This window comes from Methylobacterium sp. V23, assembly GCF_002917135.1.
Lineage (GTDB): Bacteria > Pseudomonadota > Alphaproteobacteria > Rhizobiales > Beijerinckiaceae > Methylobacterium.
In genome coordinates this window covers 1-20,607 of record NZ_PDHT01000023.1, presented here as the reverse complement: position 1 = coordinate 20,607, position 20,607 = coordinate 1, and the positions used below count along the sequence as shown (strand labels likewise).

Sequence of the window (20,607 nt, the reverse complement as noted above, 5' to 3'; positions counted from 1 at the left end):
TGTACTTCCCCGATAACGCTTCTTTGTCTGAATTCTGTTTGTCAGAAGACGCTTGAGTTGCAAGCGGCCTGATGTTTGTCTTGCATATCGCCCTGCAGGGCTGCCTTCGCGGCGGCGGGGTCGTGTTCGGTCTGACCGCCGATACGGGTGGCCACATCCGCTACCTGCTCGATCTGGTGGCCGCTTCGTCCCAGGATGACCGCATCGCGCGGATCGTGATCGCGACGCGCCTGTTCCGCGGCGCGCTCGGCCCGGACTACGCCGTGCCCGAAGAGCGGATCTCCGACAAGGTCACGCTCGTGCGGCTCGCGAGCACGTCAGCGGATTACCGCTCGAAGGAGGAGATGCACGCGGAGGTCGACAGCTTCGCGCGCAACCTCATGGCCTGGATCGCGGCCCAGCCGCAGCCCCCCGACCTGATCCACGCCCACTACGCCGATGCCGCCTCCGTGGCGACGATCGTCGAGGATGCCCTCGGCATTCCCTTCGTGTTCACGGCCCATTCCCTCGGGCGGGTCAAGGCATCGATGCTCGGCCACGGCGCCGAAGCCTGCCCCGAGCTCGCCCGCCGCATCGGCGCCGAGGAGGGCGCGCTCGCGCGCGCAAGCCTCGTCGTCGCCTCGTCCCGCGACGAGGCCGAGGTGCAGTATGCCGGGTATGCGGCCTACGACCCGGGTCGCATCCGCGTCCTGCCGCCGGGCAGCGACCTGGCCCGGTTCGCGGCGGCCGAACCTCTGCCGCGCGTGGACGCCACCATCGACCGCTTCCTGCAGGATCCGGGCAAGCCGGTGCTGCTCGCCCTCGCCCGGCCGGTGGCGCGCAAGAACCTCGGCGCCCTGGTCCGGGCCTACGGCGAGAGCCCCGCCCTGCAGGCGCGGGCCAACCTCGTCCTGATGGCCGGGACCCGCGAGGACATCGATACCCTCGACGGCGACATGGCCGGCACCATGCGGGAAATCCTGGTGCTGATCGACCGCTACGACCTCTACGGGCGGGTGGCCTATCCCAAGACCCACGGGCCGGAGGACGTCCCGGCCCTCTACGCCTATGCCCGCGCGCGCGGCGGCCTCTTCGTCAATCCCGCCCTCAACGAGCCCTTCGGCCTGACCCTGCTGGAGGCCTCGGCCGCGGGCCTGCCGCTGGTGGCCACCGACAGCGGCGGCCCCAACGACATCGTGGAGACCTGCGGCAACGGGCTCCTCGTCGATCCGCGCACCCCCGACGCCATCGCGGCGGCGTGCCTGCGCATCCTGGACGATCCCGCCCTCTATGCCCGCTGCGTGGCGGGGGGCGCCCGCGCGGCCGCCGCCTACGACTGGGACCGGCACGCCGCGCGCTACCACGACCTGCTGCGGGCGCTGCTCGTCCCGATCCCACCGCTGGCGGATGCGCGTCAGCTCCTCGTCTGCGACATCGACAACACCCTGGTGGGCTGCGAGGCGGCGCTCGGCATCTTCCGGCGCTGGCGCAGCCGGCAGGCGGGGCTCGCCTTCGGGGTCGCCACCGGCCGCTCGTTCCACAGCGCCATGGCGATCCTGGAGCAGCAGGCCAGTCCACGCCCCCAGGTGATGATCACCTCGGTGGGATCGGAGATCTACCACCTCGACCCCAACGGCGTGACCTACACGTTCGATGCCGCCTGGCGCGCCACCGTCTCGGCCGGCTGGGACCGGGCGGAGGTGCGCGCGGCGCTCGCCGATCTCGACGGCCTCGTGCCCCAGGGGCCCCTGGAGCAGCGCGGGCACAAGCTCAGCTATTTCGGGGATGCGGCGACCGCCCAGAGGGTCCGCGCAGGGCTCGCCCGGGCGGGACTGTCCGCGAGCGTGATCCACAGCCACGGCCTCTACCTCGACGTCCTGCCGGAGGCGGCCTCGAAGGGCACGGCGGTGGGCCATGTCCGAGCCCTCTACGGCCTGCCGGAGCAGGCGGTGTTCGTGGCCGGCGACTCGGGCAACGACGTCGAGATGCTGCGCGCCCAGGCCCAGGCGATCATCGTGGCCAACTACTCCGACGATCTCGCCAGCAACGCCGCCCTGCAGCACTCCTACGTCGCCCGGGCCTCGCACGCCCGCGGCATCATCGAGGGCGTCGGCCATTTCCGCCGGATGCTGGCCGATGCCGGCTGAGCCGTCCGCCGGACCATCCAGCGGGGCATCCGGCGGTCTGGGCGTGAGCGTGCTCACCCTGGTGCGCGGCCGGGCCGACCGCCTGCGCAACCTGATGGCGGGGCTGGCGCGCCAGTCCGTGCGCCCGGGCGAACTGGTGATCGCCTGGATGCAGCCGGAGCGCGCGCCCGACCTGCCGGACCCGGGCTGCCCCGTGCGCCACTGCCACGTGGCCGGAGAGCCGCTCCCCCTCGCCGCCGCCCGCAACCGCGCGGCCGAGGCTGCCGCGGGCGAGCTGCTGATCTTCCTCGACGTGGACTGCATCCCCTCCCCCACCGTGGTTGAGGCCTACCGGCGTGCGGCGGGGGAGACCGACGGCCTGTTCCTCGGCGAGGTCCTGTACCTGCCCACGGGGCTGAGCCCGGAAGCGGCCACCGACGAAGCGGCGCTGGCCCGGCTCGGCCGGACCCATCCGGCGCGCCCCTCGGTCCCGCCGGAGGGCCTGCACCGGGAGGCCGATCCCGGCCAGCTCTGGGGGCTGTCCTTCGCGCTCCCGGCCCGGTCCTGGCGCGCCGTCGGCGGCATGGACGAGGCCTATCGCGGCTATGGCGGCGAGGAGACCGACCTCGCCGCGCGCCTCGCGGCCTCCGGGCTGCCGACCTACTGGGTTGGGGGCGCCCGGGCCTACCACCAGCACCATCCCGTCCACGTGCCGCCGCTGCAGCACTTCGATTCCATCCTCGCCAACGCCGCCCGCTTCCGGCACACGCACGGGCGCTGGTGCATGACCTACTGGCTCGACCAGTTCCGGGCCGCCGGGCTGATCGACTGGGCCGACGACGCCCCCGCGATCCGGGTCCTGCGCCGGCCGGCGGCCCCTGAGATCGCCGCCGCCCTGAAACCCGACGCCCTGTTCTCCTGACGGATCGCGAACCCGACAGCCATGAAGAAACCCATTGCGTTCTTCGTCCATCACCAGGGACGCGGCCACGCCAACCGCACGATGGCGGTGGCCGCCGCCTTCGCCCAGGACCGGCCCGTCTCCGTCCTCACCGCCGGCCCGCAGCTCTTCGACGGGTTCTCCCGCGACATCGAGATCGTGCCGCTGCCGAACATGATCGGCGCCGAGGTGCCGACGCCGCGTCTCTACGCGGAGCCGACGCCCCAGGTCATGCACTGCGTGCCGCTCGGCCTCATCGCGATGCGCCGGACCATGCGGCGCATCCTCGACCATCTCGACGAGCGCGACGTCGGCCTGTTCGTGGTCGACGTCTCGGCGGAGATCGCGCTGCTGGCGCGCATCGCCAGCGTGCCGGCGGTGCAGATCCGGATGCACGGCGACCGCACCGATATCGGCCATGTGGGCGCCTACGAGGCCTGTGTCGGCATGCTGGCCCCCTTCGACGCGCGCATGGAGCAGGACGATTACCCGGCCGCCCTGCGGGCCAAGACCTTCTACAGCGGCGGGCTCTGCACCAGCGTCGACCGGGTGCCGGATCGGGCGGAGGCCCGGGACAAGCTCGGCCTCGACCCGGACCGCGAGATCGTCGTCGCGGTGACCGGGGGTGGGGGCAGCGGCACGCCCTACGCCCCCCTGACGGTGGCTGCCCGGGCCGCGCCCGAGGCCCTGTGGCTGACCCTGGGACCGACCCATCGCGAGGGCCACGAGACCGATTTCGCCAACCTGCGCGAACTCGGCTGGGTGCCCTCGGTGACCGACTACCTCGCCGCCGCCGACATCGTGGTGGCCTCCGCCGGCGACAACACCATTCACGAGGTCGCCCGCGTCGGCGGACGCCTGATCGTGATGCCGGAGTGGCGCTATTTCGGCGAGCAGACCCGCAAGGCCGAGGCCCTGGTCCGCCTCGGCGCCGCCGTCCAGGCCCCGGTCTGGCCCGGCGATCTCCAGGGCTGGCGCGACCTCCTCGCCCGGGCCCGCGCCCTCGACACCGCCCCGCTGCGCAGCCTGTACGCGCCGGACGCCGCCGCCCGCGCCGCTGGCTGGCTCGAGGGCCTGACCGACGAGCTCTGGCACGGCGCGGCGGCGCCCGCCGCCCTCACGGTCGTTGCCGCCGGCTGACCGCCCGCTTTCCCCGCGCTCGAACCTCCCGGAGCCAGACCGCCCCATGTCCACCGTTTCCGTCGTGACCCTGGCCAAGGGACGGCCGGCGCACCTGCGCAACCTGCTCCGCGGCCTGGAGCGCCAGACGCAAGCCCCCGCCGAGTTCATCGTGGCGGTGATGCAGGACGCGCCCTACGATCTGCCCGAGGTCGCCTTCCCGGTCCGCCAGATCCTGGTGCCGGGCACCGACCTGCCGCTGGCGGCGGCGCGGAACCAGGGGGTGGCGGCGGCCGGCGGCGACGCAATCGTCTTCCTCGACGTCGACTGCATCCCGGCCCCCGACCTCGTGGCCGACTACGCGCGCGGCCTCGCGGAACTCGACGGCCTGCTCATGGGCGAGGTCCTTCACCTGCCCGAGCGCGCGACCGCGGGGGATTGGACCTGCGAGGGCTTCGCGGCGGTCGCCGAGCGCCATTCCGACCGCCGCGGTCCCCCGGCCTCCGGTCTCGAGATCTGCCCGGATTACCGCTGCTTCTGGTCCCTGAACTTCGCCATCCGGCGCGCCACCTTCCTGGCCACGGGCGGCTTCGACGAGCGCTACACCGGCTACGGCGGCGAGGACACGGATTTCGGCAAGGTCCTCGACCAGGCCGGCCTCCCCATCGCCTGGATGAAGGGCGGGCTGGCCTATCACCAGTACCACCCCCATCACATGCCGCCGGTCCATCACCTCGACAGCGTCGTGCGCAACGCCGAGCTGTTCGAGGCCAAGTGGGGCTACCGCACGATGGGCCACTGGCTCTACGCCTTCAAGGTGATGGGGTTGATCGACGACACCCCCGACCGGCCGATCCGCATCCTGCGTCGCCCGGAGGCCGGCGACTTCGCGCTGACCGGGCAGCAGAGCCACCAGCCCTACAGCAACTCGGCCTCCGTCATCCGCCACCTGGAGGCCCAGGCCGCCGCGGCGGCGACGGCGTGAGGATCGCGCTCCTCGCCCATCTGCGCCATCCGGTGGCGCGGCCCTTCGCGGGCGGCATGGAAGCCCAGTGCTGGGCGCTGGCCGACGGGTTGATGGCGCGGGGACACGACGTGGTCCTGTTCGCCGCCGGGGACAGCGACCCGCGCTTCCCCGTCGATCCGGTGATCCCGGTCCATCACGAGCGCAGCTTTCCGGACCTCGAACATCGGGGCGATGCCGGGCTGAAAGCCCACGTGGATGCCGGATACGCCGCCGCCTGCGACCGGATCGCGGCCGGGGGCTTCGACGTGCTCCACAACAATGCGTTGAGCCGCCTGCCCCTGGAGCGGCGGCGTCTCGCGGGGGTGGCCACCGTCACGTCGCTGCACGTCCCGCCCTACGACGCCCTGCGCTGGTTCGTGACGGACAGCCTCGTGCCCGGGCACCGGATCACCGTAACCTCGGAGGCTCAGCGCCGGACTTGGTGGCCGGAGGGTGCGCCGCCGGAGGTGTCCGTGCTCCACAACGGCGTCGATCCCGCCGCCTGGCCCTTCCGGGAACGGGGAGACGGTGGCGCCGTCTGGTCCGGGCGCATCGCGCCGATCAAGGGCACGCATCTCGCCGTCGCGGCGGCCCGGCGCGCCGGCCTTCCCCTGACGCTCTTTGGTCCGATCGAGAACCGGGATTACTGGGAGGCGCAGATCGCCCCGCAGCTCGGTGGATCGATCCGCTACGGCGGCCATCTCTCCGGCGACGCCCTGGCGGGCGAGATCGGCCGCGCCTCCGTCTTCCTGTTCACGCCCTGCTGGGACGAGCCCTTCGGCCTGGTGGCCATCGAGGCGATGGCTTGCGGCGTACCGGTGGCGGGCCTGGCCATGGGGGCGGCCGCGGAGGTCGTCGGCGAGGCCGGCCATCTCGTGCCGCCGGACGCGGGGCCGGCCCTCGCGCAAGCCCTCGCGCAGGCCATCGGCGACGCCCTCGCGATCCCGCGCACGGTCCCGCACGCACGGGTCCTGCGCCTGTTCACCCGCGATCGCTGGCTGACGCGCTGCGAAGACCTCTACGCGCGTGCGCACCGCGCCGCCCACGGCTGATCCCCCCCGACGCACCCGAGTCCCCGGCGGGCGCGCCCCGCATCGCGAGCCGACACCATGAGCCGTCCCCCGACGACCCGCCGCACCCTCCTCGATGCCCTCTGGCACGGCCGCGATCCGTTCGCGGACCCGCCGGACGATCTGCGCCCCCTCGACCTCCAGGGCTGGCGCAGCGTCCATCCCTTCCTCGACGAGGCCGTGACGACGTTCCGCCCCGGCGTGGTCGTGGAGATCGGCGCCTGGAAGGGCGCCAGCACCTTGCACCTGGCCAAGGCCCTGGCGGCGCACGGCGTCCACGGAACCGTCATCGCGGTCGATACCTGGCTCGGTGCCGTCGATCACTGGGCCGACGCGGCCCTGTTCGCCGAACTCGCCACCGAGCACGGCTACCCGAGCCTGTACCGCACCTTCCTGGCCAACGTGCTGCGCGAGGGGCTCGCGGACCGGGTCCTGCCCCTGCCGCTGGACTCGGTGAATGCCGCCGAGCTCCTGCGCCTGCGCGGCGTGACCGCGGATGTCATTCATCTCGACGCCGGTCACGAAGAGGCCTCCGTGGCGGCGGATCTCCGGGCCTGGTGGCCGGTCCTGCGCCCCGGCGGCCTCTTCATCGCCGATGATTACGACAGCCTCGGAGGCCGCTTCCCCGGGGTGACCCGCGCGGTCGACGCGTTCTGCGCCGAGGCACGGGTGCAGGGTCCCTGGGCCCAAGGGGGAAAGTGCAAGTTTCTCAAGCCGCTCTGAGCCCCTGAGACGACGCTCCCGGGAGGGGCGCTTCCGGGAGAGGCGCTTCCGCGGTGCGCAGATCGGAGCTCGGCGGTCGCAGCGCCCTCCCCCGGCGGGCAGCGCCCATCGCGATGAGCGTCTCACCCGTCGCGCGATGTCCGATCGAGCCCGCCCAGCGCGCGCACGAGGGCCGGCTCCATGGTCTGGAGTTCCTCGAGATGGGCCACCGTCAAGGCGGCCAGGATGACCTCCGCCCGCGGCGTCAGCGCCAGCTCCATCCGTCGTCCGTCCTGGGGGCTCCGCGTCTTCGTCAGCAGCGACGCTTCGACCATGCGTGAGACGAGTTCGGCAGCCGTATGCGGCGCGATCAGCAGCCGCTCCGCCAGCAGGCCGACGGTCGGGGGTTCCGCGCCCACATGGCCCGCGATGGCCAGCAGGGCCTGGTGCTGCTGATGCGGAAGGCCGGCCTGCTGGGCGGCCGCCTCGCTGAACGCCAGGAAGCGGCGCAGCTGATAGCGGAAGGCCGCGATGGCCGCGTATTGGGCACGCGACAGGGCCTCCCGCGGCGGGGGGTCAGCGGACATCTCCAAATCCTCTGCTCCAGGGGCTTTATTATATCGTGGTACGATATATATCGCCAGCGACCTCAGGGGGAACGATCATGCCGCAGGACAGGACGCGCGCAAACGACGAGGCAGGCCTCGCCGACGGAGATGGCGAAGGAGTCGCGCTTCATGCGAAGCGGCCCCTCGGCGATTTCACGACGGATCGGCGCGTCCTGATCCTGGTGGCGATGTCGCTCGTCGTCGGCACCGGCGGAGCGCTGGCGGCCTGGCTGCTCGTCCAGCTGATCACGCTCGTGACGAACCTGGCCTGGTTCGGCCGCCTCGACACGATGCCGGTCTCCATGGCCGCCGCGGCGCGGACGCCCTGGATGGTGCTCGTGCCGGTCCTGGGCGGGCTCGTGATCGGGGCGATGGCGCGCTTCGGCTCGGAGAAGATCCGCGGTCACGGCATCCCGGAAGCCATCGAGGCGATCCTCATCGGCGGGAGCCGCATGTCGGCGAAGGTCGCCGTGCTCAAGCCGATCTCCTCGGCGATCTCGATCGGCAGCGGCGGGCCGTTCGGCGCGGAAGGGCCGATCATCATGACGGGCGGCGCCATCGGCTCCCTGTTCGCGCAGTTCTTCCACCTGAGTGCGGCGGAGCGCAAGACGCTCCTCGTGGCCGGCGCCGCGGCCGGGATGACCGCGATCTTCGGGACACCGATCGCGGCCGTGCTCCTGGCCGTCGAGCTGCTGCTGTTCGAGTGGCGCCCGCGCAGCTTCATCCCGGTGGCCGCCGCCGCCATCACGGCCACCTGCTGGCGCCCGCTGCTCTTCGGAGCCGGGCCGCTGTTCCCGTTCTCGGCCGATCCGGCCCTGCCCTGGTGGGGCCTGATCGCCTGCGCGGGACTGGGCATTCTCGCCGGACTGCAGTCGGGCCTCCTGACGAAACTCCTCTACGTCCTGGAGGACGCCTTCGAGCGCCTGCCGATCCATTGGATGTGGTGGCCGGCCATCGGCGGGCTCTTCGTCGGCCTGGGCGGTCTGGTCGAGCCCCGCGCCCTCGGCGTCGGCTACGACGTGATCGGCGATCTCCTGACCGGCGACCTCGCCGCCCGGGCCGTCCTGACGATCCTCGTGGTCAAGGCGGCGATCTGGCTGGTGGCCCTCTCGTCCGGCACCTCCGGGGGCGTGCTGGCGCCCCTGCTCATCCTCGGCGGTGCCCTCGGCTGGGTCGTCGGCCTCGCCCTGCCCGGTTCCCCCGGCTTCTGGGCCTTGCTGGGCATGGCCGCCATGCTGGGCGGCACCATGCGCGCGCCCCTGACCGGGGCGCTCTTCGCGGTGGAACTCACCGGCGACGTCCACATCCTGGCCCCGTTGCTGGCCGCCACCGTCGCGGCCTACGCGGTGACCGTGCTGCTGCTGAAGCGCTCGATCCTGACGGAGAAGATCGCCCGGCGCGGGCAGCACGTGACGCGCGAGTACGGGCTCGATCCCTACGAGCTGACGCGCGTGGGCGCGGTCATGACCCGCACGGTCGATGTGTTCGATGCGGAGCGGTCGATCGCCGACACTATCCGGGCGATCGAGACCGGGCCGCATCACGCCTACCCGGTCGTCGACGGGCAGGGACGCCCGGTGGGGCTGGTCACCCGTGGCGATGCCCTACGCTGGACGGCGGAGGGCGGGCATGGCGGGGAGCGCCTCGGGGCGCGGGTCTCCGATGCCGCCCTGGCGGTCGTTCATCCGGAGGACGTCGTCGCCCGCGCCCTCGACATCATGATGGCTGCCGGCCAGGGGCGGGTTCCGGTGACGGATGCGGCGAGCGGTGCCCTGGTGGGCCTGCTCACCTGCAAGGACCTGCTGCAGGTTCGCGCCACGGTCGTGCGGGGCGAGCGGGAGCGGCGGGCCTTTCTCGGCCCTCGCCCCCTTCAGCACATGAAGGCCCGCTCGGCCGGCGGGACCCCGGACGCGCGCTGACCGCGCCCTGCCGGCGAAGGTCACGGCGCTTCTTCTCGCAGCTTGGCCCACGATGCCGGAGCGCCCGCCAACCAGTCCCGACCCTGCCCGACGGCGGCCGGATCGCGGCGCCAGGGCGCCCCCCTCCGGCAGCGGCCTGGGCAGACGGCCACCGCCGCGGCTCTCGCACGTCGCGCGTCAGGCAAGGTCGCGATGCTCGAGGATTCCGTATCGGAGATAATGGGCCAGCGGATCGATACCGGCAGCGGCGACATCCGGGTTCGCGGCGAGGTAGGCCTGGGTGTCGAACAGGGCCGACGGGTTGCGGCCCTCGCGCCATCCGAAATCCTCGTAATGAAGCATCGGATTCAGGCCCGCTGCGGCCACGTCCGGGTAGGCGGCCAGGTAACCCTTCGTCGAGAAATAGGCGTCCGGGTCGCGCCCCTCGGCAGCCCCGAACTGCAGGTAATGCGTGAAGGCGAAGCTGTCCGGTGCGACGCCGGATGCGGCGGCCGCACGGGCCACGTCCGGATTTCGGTCCAGATAGTAGGTGGCATCGAAGTCGCCCTTGAGCTGGTCGACGATCGGTGTGGTCGGAGGAATCGGTGCCGTCGCTGAGACAGGCGCTTCCGTGCGACCCTCCGTCCGCCCGAACTCGAGATAATGCGCGAGGGGATCGACGCCCGCCGCAGCCACATCCGGGTTCCCAGCAAGGTAGGCTTTCGTGTCGAACGAAGGCGACGGGTTGCGTCCCTCGCGCCAGCCGAACTCATCGTAATGCGCGAGGGGGTCGATGCCGGCCCTGGCGACGTCCGGGTTCGCCGCCAGGTAGCCGGAGGTCGAGAACAGCGGATTCGGGTCGCGCCCTTCGCGCCAGCCGGACTGGGCATAGTGCTGGTCGGGATCGACCTGCATCTCCCAGACATCGGGGTTGGCGGCGTAATAGAACAGGTCGTCGACGAGGGGCGATCCGTCGGCCTCGTCGATCGTGCCGTCGGTGAAGTGGAGATGGCCGATGCCGGTGACGTCGTGCACCACGCCATCCGGCCCGGTCAGCAGCGCGTCGCCGCTTCGATAGGTGAGGCTCGCCTGCGCGAAGGCGAAGGCGAAGGTCGCGTCCGTTGCGGGCGCGGCCGATGCCACGGTGGCGGTGAGCACGGCCGAGGCGCTGCCCCCGCGGCCATCTGCGACGGAGTAGGTGAAGGTGTCGGAGCCGGCGCTCCGGCCCAGATAGGTGTAATGCCCGTCGGATTCGATCGTCAGGGCGCCATGGGCGCTCGCGACCGTGACGCTGCCCTTCGTCGGAACAGCGTAGGTCGTTCCGGAATCCGACTGGACCGACGCGACCTGCAAGGCACCGCCACCGGGATCGACGTCGTTGGCGAGCACGTTTCCGCTCGCGATCGTGTGCGCGTCGAGGTTGACCGCGTCCGCCCGGGTAACCGGCGTGGTGGTCACCGCGAAGGTGAAGGCGACCGGGTCGGCGAGATTCCCGGCCGCGTCGCGCGCGGTCGCGGTCACCGTGTGGCTGCCGAGGCCGAAGACCTGGCCCGACGTCACCACGGCGCCGCCTTCCGTGAAGGCGACGCTCGGGTGGGCATCCGCGGCATCCGTCGCCGTGGCGGCGAAGCGCACGGCCGCGCCCGCGGCGGAGGTCGCCTCGATCGTCGCCGACGGGGCCTGCGTCAGGGTCAGGGCGGGCGCGGTGGTGTCGATGGTCAGGGTGCCGGGCATCGCCGTGACGAAGCCGGCCAGGGCGACGGGACTGCCGTCTTGGCCGACCAGGGCGGCGTTCGTCAGGCCGATGCCGGTGACGGCCAGGTCCGGCACGTCCTGGCCGGGGGCCACCACGTAGGCAAAGCGCAGCGTGGTCGTTCCGGACCCGCCCGCGTAAGCGGCGGTGGCGCCGTTGCTCAGGGTCAGCACGGGCGCGCCCGTCACGTCGACGGCGGCGGCGAACTGGACGGCCAGGGTGACGGGGGCCCCGGCCTTGAGCAGGCCGTCGCCGCCGGCGTCGATGCCGGTGCCACTGTCTGGGATCGCCTGGACCGCGATCGGGCCCGGGCCGACGCTCGGGCTGGTGACCGCCAGGCCGCGGGGATCGACCCAGAGCGGCAGGTTGTTGGCGTCGTAGATCGCGGCGCCGATGCCGGGCTGCCCGGGCAGGGCGATGCGGTCGCCGCCCCATCCGTAGAACAGCTCGGTGGCGGCGGGGACGTCGCGGTCGAAGGTCAGCCGGATGTGGGTGGCGTCGACGATCTCGGCCTGGGTGGCGAGCACCTGGCTGGTTCCGACGCTCCAATCGGGGCGCAGGCTCCAGCCGGTCCCGGCGGCGGCGGCGCTTCCGAGGGCTTTGATCGCCGTGGCCTGGTCGAACTCGACGGTGAGCAGGAGCTGGTTGGCGGCGCCGGCGACGCGGTCGGCGCGCACCACGTGGGGGCCGTCGTCGTCGATGTCGCCGCCGGCCAGCGCCATGGGCGAGCCGGGGCGGGCCGAGGCCTTGAACTCCTCCGCCACCGACAGCGCGATTCGGTTGAAGATCAGATCCGCGTCCGCGCGGTCGAAATGCACGCTCCCCGGCTGCCGCGTGATGCCGTGGCCGTCGACGTCCATGTTGACGTCGCTCGCCTGGTGGGTGGCGTAGCCGGCATTGAAGGCCTTGTCCTCGGTGAGCTCGGCCTGCCCGACCCGGATGGCCTGGTTCTGGATCGGCTGCGTGCGGGTGACTCCCGCCGTCTGCGCGGGGAACGGGATGGCGTTGACGAACAGGTAGGGGACGGTGGCCGCATCCTGGCCGAGCACGCCGCGCACGAGGCCAGCCTCGTAGCGCACCGCGCTCTCCCACATGGCCGTCGTGAGGTTGGTGTTCTGGCTGTCGTTCTCGTTGTGCAACCAGACGATGGCCGTTGGCGCGGCCCTCTGGGCAGCCGGAAGCTGCCCGATCGTGTTCAGAAGGCCGATTTCCTGCTGGTTGGCCGTCCATCCGTTCCGGTCGTCGCCATTGACCGGGGTCAGCCAGTCGGTGAGCATCCCGGTGCCGGGCCACTCGGTGTTAGCCCCATTCGCATTGTCATGCGTGCCGATGACGTTGACGACCTGCTGGACTCCGTCAAATCCCAGCTGCGCCTCGATGGCGGCCTTCAGTTTCGGCAGGTTGCCGTACAGCGTCGGGAAGTAGGTGTTGGACTGGCCGCGAAGCACGACGTTGAGCACGGTGGTCCCGGGTATCGCGTCGGTCTTGTCGCTGACCGGGTCCGCCGCGAACCCCACATTGAGCTGCGGGTTCGACGCCCCGTCGGCGACGCTCCCCGTCGCGATTGTGGTCGGCACGGTGCCTTTCAGGCCTGCCGGGGTCGCGACGGTGATCAGATAGCTGCCCGCCGTCGTCCCGAAACTGTAGTGCCCGGCGGAGTCGGTGACGGTGGACTTCAGCGTGTCCCCGGTGACCGCGTCGCGCAGGAGCAGGCTGGCGCCGCGGATGCCCCCTTCGCTCGCCGACTGGAGTCCGTTGCCATCCGCGTCGCCGAAGATCGTCCCGGACAGGCTGACCGTCGGCGGATTGTTCTTCACACCGAAGTTCTGCGAACTGAGAACCGCACCGCTGGTGACGCTCTCGGTGAGCGTGGATGCGCCGCTCGTGACCTTGCCGTCCGGTGCGGTCACGCTGACCGTGTAAGTGCCCGGGGCGAGATTCTGGAAGCTGTAGACGCCGCTCGTGCCCGGCCGGAACGCGTCCTTGTTGCTCGACGTCGTGGTGGCCAGGAGGACGCCGATGTCATTGTAGAGCTTCACATCGACGCCGTTGGTCAGCACTTCGCCCGCGTTGAAGGCGCCGTTCCCGTTCGCGTCGGTGAAGACGATCCCGGCGATCGTGCCCGCCTTGGAGAATCCCTCGTCGAAGACCGTCGCCGCATTTCCGGGAACGCTCAGATTGGTGACGAGCGTCCGGCCATCCGTCCCCGTCGTCCCGGCACTGCCCCGATATCCGGCGGTCGGCGGCGTGAAACGCACCGCGTAGGTGCCACCCGCGATGCTGGCGAAGGCGTACGTGCCGTTCACGTCGGTCTTGACCGTCGCCAGCACGCTGCCGCTCCCGTCGGCGGCGAGCAGATCGACCGAGAAGCCGGCGAGGGCGGTCTCCGTCGCCTCGCGGGCGCCATTGCCGTTGAGATCCGCAAAGACCGTCCCGGACAGCATCGCAGCAGCCATACGAACCTCCCTGATGTTTGACGATGCTTCGCCGCACCGCGCTTTATCAATTCAGTTAGGCCTCTATAGCGCCGGGGCGCAACACGATATAGTGACAAAACAGGCTATTTGGCAGAACAATATCGCTATAGCGCCGGGATAAGTGTCTCGCCCCGCACAAGCTCGGGCCGCTTTGTCTTGGGCCGTCTCCAGACGGCATCCGCAGGCGATGGTGCAGGCCAGGTCGCGTCATGGAGCGTGATCGGCCCCCCTTTGGAGGGGTCGGCCCTTTGGTAGGGCCCTTGAGCCTGGAGAAGGGCCGCACGACATCACGGTGGGCGAGCATCCGGCTCTAGGCCGGTGCGCTGTCAGTCCCTACGGGCTGGACGACCGGATCGTCTGGATCACCGAGAATCCGATGACCGACACGATCCGATAGGGCGCGGCTGCTACAACACGGCACCCACAAAAAACTACAAAACGCCTTGCCAGTGCCAGGCTAAGTGACTGACGTTGAACCACGAAATAAAATGGCGGAGAGGGGGGGATTCGAACCCCCGATGCCCTTGCAGGCATGCCGCATTTCGAGTGCGGTGCATTCAACCGCTCTGCCACCTCTCCGCGAAGGCGCCTCGATGAGACGGGCGGTCACTAGCACGAGTGCTCCGGCTTTCACAAGCGGGGATCGCGGGAAAGCGTGGGCGGGAGCGGACAGGGTGGCCGGCCTCCGCGCAGGTCAGGTACGCCGGCGCCTTCAGCGTTGCTTAACCGGACCGGTGCGAGGGTCTGAGGGACGCGGAATCGGGAAACCGTCGGCGACGCCTTGGGCGCCGTACGGGGATTTACAGGATCGGGAAGCCGAGGGATGGCATTGGACGCCGCCACTGCCGTGATCGCCATCCTGGCCGGCTCCGCGCCCCTGCATCTCATCCGCGTGCTGTCCCCCCTCGGCTGCGTCATCCGTCCGGTCACCGGCCTGCCGCAGGATCTCGCGACCGATCGTGGGCCATTGCCGGCCTGCGACCTGGTCGTGGTCGAGGCGGGTGCCCAGGATCCGCGCGCGGTGCTCGCGCTGATCGCACGGGTGCGCAGCCGGGCGGTGCTGGCCCGGACGCCGCTTCTGCTGATCGCACCCGAGGATGCGGAACCGGTCCGGCGCGAAGCCGCGGCTGCCGGGGCCACCGATGTCATGGCGTATCCGGTCGATCCCTTCGCTCTGCGGACCCGGGTCGGCAACTTGATCGAGCTCGCCCTCGCCCGCCGGGCCGCCGAGCACCAGGGCCGAGTGGCGGCCCACACCGTCGAGCGGGCCGTCGTCGAGGCCGCTGCCCGGGAGCGGGAGATCATCCGCCGCCTGATGCTGGCTGCGGAGTTCCGCGACGACCAGGCGGGAGGCCACCTGACCCGCGTCGCCGGCTGCGCCATCGCGATCGCCGAGGGCCTCGGCCTCTCGGAGCAGGAGGCGAACGACATCGCCTTCGCGTCGACGATGCACGACATCGGCAAGATCAGTATCCCGGACCATATCCTGATGAAGCCGGGCGCCCTCACCGAGGCCGAGCGCGAGGAGATGAAGCAGCATGCCCTTCGGGGTTACCGCATGCTTCACGACAGCCCCTCCCACCTGCTGCAGCTCGCCTCCGACATCGCGCTGACCCATCATGAGCGCTGGGACGGCGAGGGCTACCCCCAGGGCCTGAGAAGCACCGAGATCCCCCTGGCCGGCCGGATCATCGCGGTGGCCGACGTGTTCGATGCCCTCATCTCCGAGCGGGTCTACAAGAAGGCCTGGTCTCTGGAGCGAGCGCGCCAGCACATCGAAGCGCATGCCGGGACGCATTTCGATCCCGACTGCGTCGCCGCCTTCGTCTCGCGCTGGAGCGACATCGTCGTGCTGATCGCGGAGCATCCGCCGGAGAGCGCGGCGGCCTGACCCCGTCGGGACACCACTGATCCCGGCTCAGCCGGCGAACATCCCCGGATCCAATTGGGCTACAGAAGGCCGGGATCCTGTTACCGCTGCGGCGAAACAGGCATATACTAGAGCCATCTACGTCCGCTATCCTCGATTGTCCGCAGGGGCGTTCCCCGTCGTCTTGCTGGGACGTCGGGGGCTTCGGGATTTCAGTGGCATGGCATGCATGATGGACGCTCCTCGCGAGACAACCGCGCCCCTCACCGATCCGCTGCTCCTCGACAACCAGCTCTGCTACGCCCTCTACGCGGCCGCCCACCGGATGACGAAGTCCTACCGCCCGATGCTGGAGCGGATGGGCCTGACCTACCCGCAATACCTTGTCCTCCTGGTGCTGTGGGAGACCGACGGCATCACGGTTTCGGAGATCGGGCGGCGCCTGCGTCTCGATTCCGGCACCCTGACCCCGGTCTTGAAGCGCCTAGAGGTGGCGGGCTTCCTTGTTCGGAGCCGCCGGCGCTCCGACGAGCGCGAGGTCGAGATCGCGCTCACGCCGCGTGGACAGGGGCTCCGTGCCGAGGCGGCCGCCGTGCGGGAATCCGTGATGTGCCAGCTCAACATGTCGGAGCCGGAGGTGCAGGCCATGCGGGCCGACCTGAACGCCCTGATCGAGAACCTCAGTGCGGCCGGGTGAGGGAGCAGGGTGCCGGCCCGGCCGCGCCTGGCTCCAGACGCCGTCGTTGGGAGACGCGCAGGAACTTTGCCGGATAAGTTTTTCTTGAACCGGACGGGACAGTGCCGCTAAGGCGGGGCTGTCGAGCGCGCGATGCCGCGGACAAGCCCTCGGTCACACCTGTGCGGGATTGAGCGTATCGTGGAACTCCACCGACCGGTTCAGCAGGCCATCGCGACCCGGCACCGGGTTCCGGCGAACGGAGTGCCGTGGCCGTCGATCGGTTGCGTGCCCGGGCGCGGACGCATCAGGGTCGAACTTGCTGGTCGGTCCGGCGTTTCCGACCGATGAGCGCGCATGCGGGCGAAGCGGATCTGGCCCCGCGACGGCAGGTTGGAGTTCTGCCGTTCCGGCGGATGCCCGACGGCGGCTTCATGATCATGCTCATCACCTCGCGGGAAAGCCGACGCTGGGTGATCCCGAAAGGCTGGCCGATGAAGGGGCGCAAGCCCTACGACGCCGCCGCCCGGGAAGCGTACGAGGAGGCCGGCCTCCTCGGCACCGTCGGCAAGCGTCCCCTCGGCTTCTACCTCTACGAGAAGCGCCTGAAGAGCCGCGATGCGGTCCTGTGCCAGGTGAAGGTGTTCCCCCTGGAGGTGCGCAAGCAGCTCAAGCACTGGCCCGAGCGTCACCAGCGCGAGGACCGCTGGTTCAAGCCGTCCGAGGCGGCCGACGCCGTGGCGGAGGCGGGGCTCGCCGCGATCATCCGGGCCGCCTGCAAGCGGGACACCGGCGCCCTGGCCTGAGGCAGGCGCGCCAGGTGCCCACTGCGCCCGTGGGAATTCGGCCACCGGCCTGAGAGAAACCGACACAATTCGCTGCGATGCGATTGCCAAGGGGATGATGATCGGCTAATTGCCCGTCCGTCCGGTTCGCACGGCCCTTGCCGCAACCCAGGACGTTTAGCTGCTGTAGCTCAGTGGTAGAGCACCTCATTGGTAATGAGGAGGTCGACAGTTCAATCCTGTCCAGCAGCACCACTTTCCCCTGACGATTACAGAGAGTTAGGGGCGGCGGTGCAGACTGGCGACTGACCCCGGACGATAGTGGGCAGCACGTTTCCGGGGCCTCGATCGGCTCACCTGTGGCAACCGATCACAGGGCAGATCTCGGCGCCTCGGCTCGCGCTCGCTGCTCGTCCAAGCTATTGGGCGTCGCCTTCCTGGATCGTGGGTCGATCGGGCCGTCGCCCTCGATCGGACGACACGTGAGATATTCGGAGCCCACTCCGCGTCCGGCACCGTTCGACCCGACTTCAGCGTCGCCATGGTGCCCGGCCTCAAGCCGCCTTCCAGTGTCCACGAGACCCGCATGCGCTTCGTGAACTCGACCTATCAGCGAGACACGCTGGCCGCTGCGGACGTTCGGCCGGTGACGTCGCGTCACACCGCCCTATCTCGGCGACATGGCCAGGAACCCAACAACCGGCAAGCTCGACAAGGCGAAGGCCATCCTCGAGGCGGCCGTCATGGCCGCGGTCGACGCCGACATGGCCCCTCCAACCAACCGGGCATTCCCGTTCGGGGACGCCTGCCTCATCACCTTGCCGAGGCGGGAGGCTCGTACGAGGGGGCCGCCCTCGCGGTCGCGAACCAGGATGTCACAGAGCAGGTGAAGCACGCAGCCACGCGCACCGCGGTTCTGCCGGTCAAGCCGGGAAAGGGCCGACAGTCCCAATGAATATGTCCGCGATCGCTGTGATGGCCGGGATCACGGCCGCCTTTTTCGGCCTGCTCTTGTTCGCAATCCAGTACGACCATCCGGCCATCCTGATCCTGATGGGATGCATCGCGGCAATCGCTTTTGCTCCCTGGCACTTGCGGGATAAGTAGCCGGAGAGACAAGGAGCCGAAGAAACAAGGAACCGAGATAATCCGTCGCCATTCGGCTGGATCACGTTCGGCGAGCTTCACTATCGCTTTTTACAGCCGGGGTGAGCAGCTCGCAGTGGAGCGATCGTGTCTATGGCGATGAAATTTGGAGACCTCTCGGAATTTTTAGCTCTGGTAGGGCATTGAACGCTCGAAAAAACCTCATGCGCACAACCTCGTTGAGAACGCGAAACCCGAGCCATGTCTGAGCACGACGTTCATACAGGAACCAACGGATGGCTCTTCCTCGTCGGGGGAAGCAACAAGGTCCTGGTTCATTCTAGGAGAAGCGTCGAAATCGACATCCAACTTCAGGCTTGGCAGAAGATCTTCACTCAAAGATATCTTGCAGCCAAACAAGCAAACTGCCGATATTTTACGATGATCGCTCCGGAAAAGATCTACATTTACGACGATCAGCTCGGCGAGCTTGCAATTGATCCTAAATTTTCACTAAGCCAGCGCCTGCATCGGAACCTCTTGTTTCACCCTCTCCTACGCCGATCCTACATCCGACTCTATTCCCACTTTCGAGCGAACCGGACGAAGAGCGATCTTTATCAGCGGACGGATACGCATTGGACGCTAGCCGGGTGCACGATTGCCTATCGGGAGATCTGTCGGTCATGCGGGGCCAAGCCGGTGAATGACTTTCATCGCAGGGCCTTCAGAGAGGAAGTCTCTGCGGGCGACCTTGGATCGAAATTAAATCCTGAACGCTCAGAACGACGAACTTTCTACGATCTCCAGTCAGATTCGACCCGGACCCACGCGAATTCGCTGGCCTTGCTGTTCGAGTCGCAACAGACCTCATCGCACAGAGGCATACACCACGTGTATCGGAATCAAAGCACACACGCCGACCCGCGGACCTTGATGCTCGTCGGCGATTCCTACGCGCACTTTTCGGCAGCAAGTCTCATTATCATGCTAGCGGAGACCTTCCGTGAGGTACACTTCATTTGGTCTCCGGCCGTGGACTGGGAATATTTTAAAAAAATAAAGCCCAACATCTTAATCTGCGAGATGGCGGAACGGTTTCTGTGCCAAGTCACAGCAGACTGCTTCACTGTCGAGCCATAGCAACTCGGATTGAAGCTCTCGCGGTAGCAATTCTTCGAAGGTGAGCCCGACGCGATGGACTGGATCTGTCAGCCAGTTTGGGCAACCCACCTGCGCAGCGCCTTCGCGATCAGTTCCGGCCCGTTATCGCGGCGGTTGTGTTCAGGGCTGGCGTGCAGGCACATCACGTCGGCCCGTGCTTCAATCGCCACCAAGCTGTTGATGCGCCGAGCGATCTTCAACGCCGGACAGGCTCGACTCTGCTCTGATCTGTGCCTCGCGCTCGCCGGGGCGGGGCTCGTCGGCCTTGGCCGGCGCGGTGCGGGACACGCGGAGGGCCGGCAGCGCTGGGTAGCGCTCTATCGGCAGGACGATCGGCACTACCTGGAGGGGCGGATGACGCCCGCGATCCCGGCACCTGGCCTGCCTCCTGAAGAGTGGTCCTCCCTAAGGTATGGCTTCGAGCCATGTGGAGGATGTCATCATGGGGCGGAAGAAGCACACGGCTGAAGAGATTGTCGCCAAGCTTCGTCAGGTGGATGTCTTGGTCTCGCAAGGTCGCAAGGTTGCCGAAGCAATCCGCTCCATCGAGGTGACTGAGGTCACGTATGACTGCTGGCGCTCCGAGTACGGTGGCCTGACGGGTGACCGGGTCAAGCGGCTGAAGTCCCTGGAGACGGAGAACCAACGGCTTCGTCGGGCGATCTCGGATCTGACCTTAGAGAAGCTGATCCTGAAGGAGGCAGCTTCGGGACCCGAAGGGCAGCGCCAGCAAAACTTCTGAGCCCGGCTCGCCGCCGTGCTTGTGTCGACGACGTCGTTGCCGAGCACGGCGTGTCCGAACGTTTCGCCTGCCGCGTCTTGGGGCAGCATCGTTCGACGCAACGCAAGACCGCCGTCCTGGTCGAGGACGAGGCCGCTCTGACGGCCGCGATCATCGCATTCGCCGTCCAGTACGGGCGCGACAGTTGCCGTCGGATTGCGGCCTTGCTCCGGCGTGACGGCTGGACGGTGAACGTGAAGCGGGTCGAGCGCATCTGGTGCCGTGAAGGGCTCAAGGTTCCCGCTCGTCAGCCGAAACGGGCACGCCTTTGGCTCGACGACGGCTCCTGCCTGCGACTGCGGCCCGAGCGCCCCGACCACGTCTGGTCCTACGACGTCGTCGAGCACCGCACGCACAACGGACGCAAGGACCGGATGCTGAACGTCATCGATGCGTTCACGCGCGAGTGCCTAGCGATCCGGGTCGCCCGTAAGCTGAAGGCCCTTGATGGGATCGACGTGCTCTCGGACCTGTTCAGCCTGCGCGGGGTGCCCGGCCCTATCCGCTCGGACAACGTCCTACGTAGCGAGGAAGGACGGCTGGCTAGGCAACAGGTCTCCGTCCGCG

Annotated in this window: 14 protein-coding genes, 2 tRNA genes and 2 pseudogenes; 14 read left to right on the top strand and 4 right to left on the bottom strand. The window is 69.2% G+C overall.

The window, feature by feature from the left end; genetic code table 11:
* Positions 1 to 71 precede the first annotated feature (71 nt).
* From CRT23_RS19580 to CRT23_RS19555, 6 genes are read left to right on the top strand one after another with little or no spacing between them, the layout of a single operon-like run.
* A complete protein-coding gene (locus CRT23_RS19580; RefSeq protein WP_103711298.1) occupies positions 72 to 2,126 on the top strand; it encodes an HAD-IIB family hydrolase in 2,055 nt (684 codons plus the stop codon).
* Positions 2,116 to 3,027, top strand: a complete 912-nt coding sequence (locus CRT23_RS19575) for a galactosyltransferase-related protein (protein WP_181017391.1) — start codon at positions 2,116 to 2,118, stop codon at positions 3,025 to 3,027. The genes CRT23_RS19580 and CRT23_RS19575 overlap by 11 nt, the downstream gene beginning before the upstream one ends.
* Before the next feature lie 21 nt (positions 3,028 to 3,048).
* Positions 3,049 to 4,185, top strand: coding sequence for a glycosyltransferase (locus tag CRT23_RS19570; protein WP_103711296.1), 1,137 nt, complete (start codon positions 3,049 to 3,051; stop codon positions 4,183 to 4,185).
* Between the two features lie 46 nt (positions 4,186 to 4,231).
* Positions 4,232 to 5,149, top strand: coding sequence for a galactosyltransferase-related protein (locus CRT23_RS19565; RefSeq protein ID WP_103711294.1), 918 nt, complete (start codon positions 4,232 to 4,234; stop codon positions 5,147 to 5,149).
* Positions 5,146 to 6,222, top strand: coding sequence for a glycosyltransferase (locus CRT23_RS19560; protein WP_103711292.1), 1,077 nt, complete (start codon positions 5,146 to 5,148; stop codon positions 6,220 to 6,222). The genes CRT23_RS19565 and CRT23_RS19560 overlap by 4 nt, the downstream gene beginning before the upstream one ends.
* Before the next feature lie 57 nt (positions 6,223 to 6,279).
* Positions 6,280 to 6,963 carry a class I SAM-dependent methyltransferase gene (locus tag CRT23_RS19555; RefSeq protein ID WP_103711290.1) on the top strand — a complete coding sequence of 228 codons (684 nt, stop codon included), beginning with the start codon at positions 6,280 to 6,282 and terminating at the stop codon, positions 6,961 to 6,963.
* Between the two features lie 122 nt (positions 6,964 to 7,085).
* Here the strand turns inward: CRT23_RS19555 and CRT23_RS19550 are convergent, their stop codons facing one another.
* On the bottom strand, positions 7,086 to 7,529 hold the full coding sequence (locus CRT23_RS19550; RefSeq protein ID WP_055957630.1) for a MarR family winged helix-turn-helix transcriptional regulator: 444 nt from the start codon (positions 7,527 to 7,529) through the stop codon (positions 7,086 to 7,088).
* A gap of 209 nt (positions 7,530 to 7,738) precedes the next feature.
* Here CRT23_RS19550 and CRT23_RS19545 point away from each other — a divergent pair, with 209 nt between their 5' ends.
* Positions 7,739 to 9,469 carry a chloride channel protein gene (locus tag CRT23_RS19545; RefSeq protein WP_245436403.1) on the top strand — a complete coding sequence of 577 codons (1,731 nt, stop codon included), beginning with the start codon at positions 7,739 to 7,741 and terminating at the stop codon, positions 9,467 to 9,469.
* 177 nt (positions 9,470 to 9,646) lie between these two features.
* On the opposite strand, the gene CRT23_RS19540 is transcribed toward CRT23_RS19545, so the two are convergent.
* Both CRT23_RS19540 and CRT23_RS19535 read right to left on the bottom strand, forming a co-directional pair.
* Positions 9,647 to 13,657, bottom strand: a complete 4,011-nt coding sequence (locus CRT23_RS19540; protein ID WP_103711286.1) for an SdrD B-like domain-containing protein — start codon at positions 13,655 to 13,657, stop codon at positions 9,647 to 9,649.
* Positions 13,658 to 14,167: 510 nt separating this feature from the next.
* A tRNA-Ser gene (locus CRT23_RS19535) sits at positions 14,168 to 14,257 on the bottom strand.
* 244 nt (positions 14,258 to 14,501) lie between these two features.
* On the opposite strand from CRT23_RS19535, the gene CRT23_RS19530 reads away from it, so the two are divergent.
* The 6 genes from CRT23_RS19530 (at position 14,502) to CRT23_RS19505 (ending at position 19,238) form a co-directional block, all read left to right on the top strand.
* Positions 14,502 to 15,569 carry an HD domain-containing phosphohydrolase gene (locus CRT23_RS19530; protein ID WP_103711284.1) on the top strand — a complete coding sequence of 356 codons (1,068 nt, stop codon included), beginning with the start codon at positions 14,502 to 14,504 and terminating at the stop codon, positions 15,567 to 15,569.
* 211 nt (positions 15,570 to 15,780) lie between these two features.
* A complete protein-coding gene (locus CRT23_RS19525; protein ID WP_181017394.1) occupies positions 15,781 to 16,245 on the top strand; it encodes a MarR family transcriptional regulator in 465 nt (154 codons plus the stop codon).
* Between the two features lie 326 nt (positions 16,246 to 16,571).
* Positions 16,572 to 17,030 carry an NUDIX hydrolase gene (locus CRT23_RS19520; protein ID WP_055957640.1) on the top strand — a complete coding sequence of 153 codons (459 nt, stop codon included), beginning with the start codon at positions 16,572 to 16,574 and terminating at the stop codon, positions 17,028 to 17,030.
* A gap of 159 nt (positions 17,031 to 17,189) precedes the next feature.
* A tRNA-Thr gene (locus CRT23_RS19515) sits at positions 17,190 to 17,264 on the top strand.
* Between the two features lie 696 nt (positions 17,265 to 17,960).
* Positions 17,961 to 18,116: a hypothetical protein gene (locus CRT23_RS28540; RefSeq protein ID WP_181017390.1), complete on the top strand. Its 156-nt coding sequence runs from the start codon at positions 17,961 to 17,963 to the stop codon at positions 18,114 to 18,116.
* A gap of 240 nt (positions 18,117 to 18,356) precedes the next feature.
* Complete coding sequence (locus CRT23_RS19505) at positions 18,357 to 19,238, top strand: hypothetical protein (RefSeq protein ID WP_103711280.1); 882 nt, start codon at positions 18,357 to 18,359, stop codon at positions 19,236 to 19,238.
* A gap of 8 nt (positions 19,239 to 19,246) precedes the next feature.
* Here the strand turns inward: CRT23_RS19505 and CRT23_RS19500 are convergent.
* A pseudogene (locus tag CRT23_RS19500) lies at positions 19,247 to 19,483 on the bottom strand (IS3 family transposase); the annotation flags it as partial.
* Between the two features lie 218 nt (positions 19,484 to 19,701).
* Here CRT23_RS19500 and CRT23_RS19495 point away from each other — a divergent pair.
* Positions 19,702 to 20,607, top strand: a pseudogene (locus CRT23_RS19495) (IS3 family transposase); the annotation flags it as partial.

Excerpts from the sequence above, each read along its gene's own strand:
- CRT23_RS19505 (WP_103711280.1), top strand. The coding sequence starts at position 18,357 with ATGTCTGAGCACGACGTTCATACAGGAACCAACGGATGGCTCTTCCTC.
- CRT23_RS19555 (WP_103711290.1), top strand. The coding sequence starts at position 6,280 with ATGAGCCGTCCCCCGACGACCCGCCGCACCCTCCTCGATGCCCTCTGG.
- CRT23_RS19545 (WP_245436403.1), top strand. The coding sequence starts at position 7,739 with ATGTCGCTCGTCGTCGGCACCGGCGGAGCGCTGGCGGCCTGGCTGCTC.
- CRT23_RS19520 (WP_055957640.1), top strand. The coding sequence starts at position 16,572 with ATGAGCGCGCATGCGGGCGAAGCGGATCTGGCCCCGCGACGGCAGGTT.
- CRT23_RS19570 (WP_103711296.1), top strand. The coding sequence starts at position 3,049 with ATGAAGAAACCCATTGCGTTCTTCGTCCATCACCAGGGACGCGGCCAC.
- CRT23_RS28540 (WP_181017390.1), top strand. The coding sequence starts at position 17,961 with ATGAATATGTCCGCGATCGCTGTGATGGCCGGGATCACGGCCGCCTTT.
- CRT23_RS19540 (WP_103711286.1), bottom strand. The coding sequence starts at position 13,657 with ATGGCTGCTGCGATGCTGTCCGGGACGGTCTTTGCGGATCTCAACGGC.
- CRT23_RS19580 (WP_103711298.1), top strand. The coding sequence starts at position 72 with ATGTTTGTCTTGCATATCGCCCTGCAGGGCTGCCTTCGCGGCGGCGGG.
- CRT23_RS19565 (WP_103711294.1), top strand. The coding sequence starts at position 4,232 with ATGTCCACCGTTTCCGTCGTGACCCTGGCCAAGGGACGGCCGGCGCAC.
- CRT23_RS19550 (WP_055957630.1), bottom strand. The coding sequence starts at position 7,529 with ATGTCCGCTGACCCCCCGCCGCGGGAGGCCCTGTCGCGTGCCCAATAC.
- CRT23_RS19575 (WP_181017391.1), top strand. The coding sequence starts at position 2,116 with ATGCCGGCTGAGCCGTCCGCCGGACCATCCAGCGGGGCATCCGGCGGT.
- CRT23_RS19525 (WP_181017394.1), top strand. The coding sequence starts at position 15,781 with ATGGACGCTCCTCGCGAGACAACCGCGCCCCTCACCGATCCGCTGCTC.
- CRT23_RS19530 (WP_103711284.1), top strand. The coding sequence starts at position 14,502 with ATGGCATTGGACGCCGCCACTGCCGTGATCGCCATCCTGGCCGGCTCC.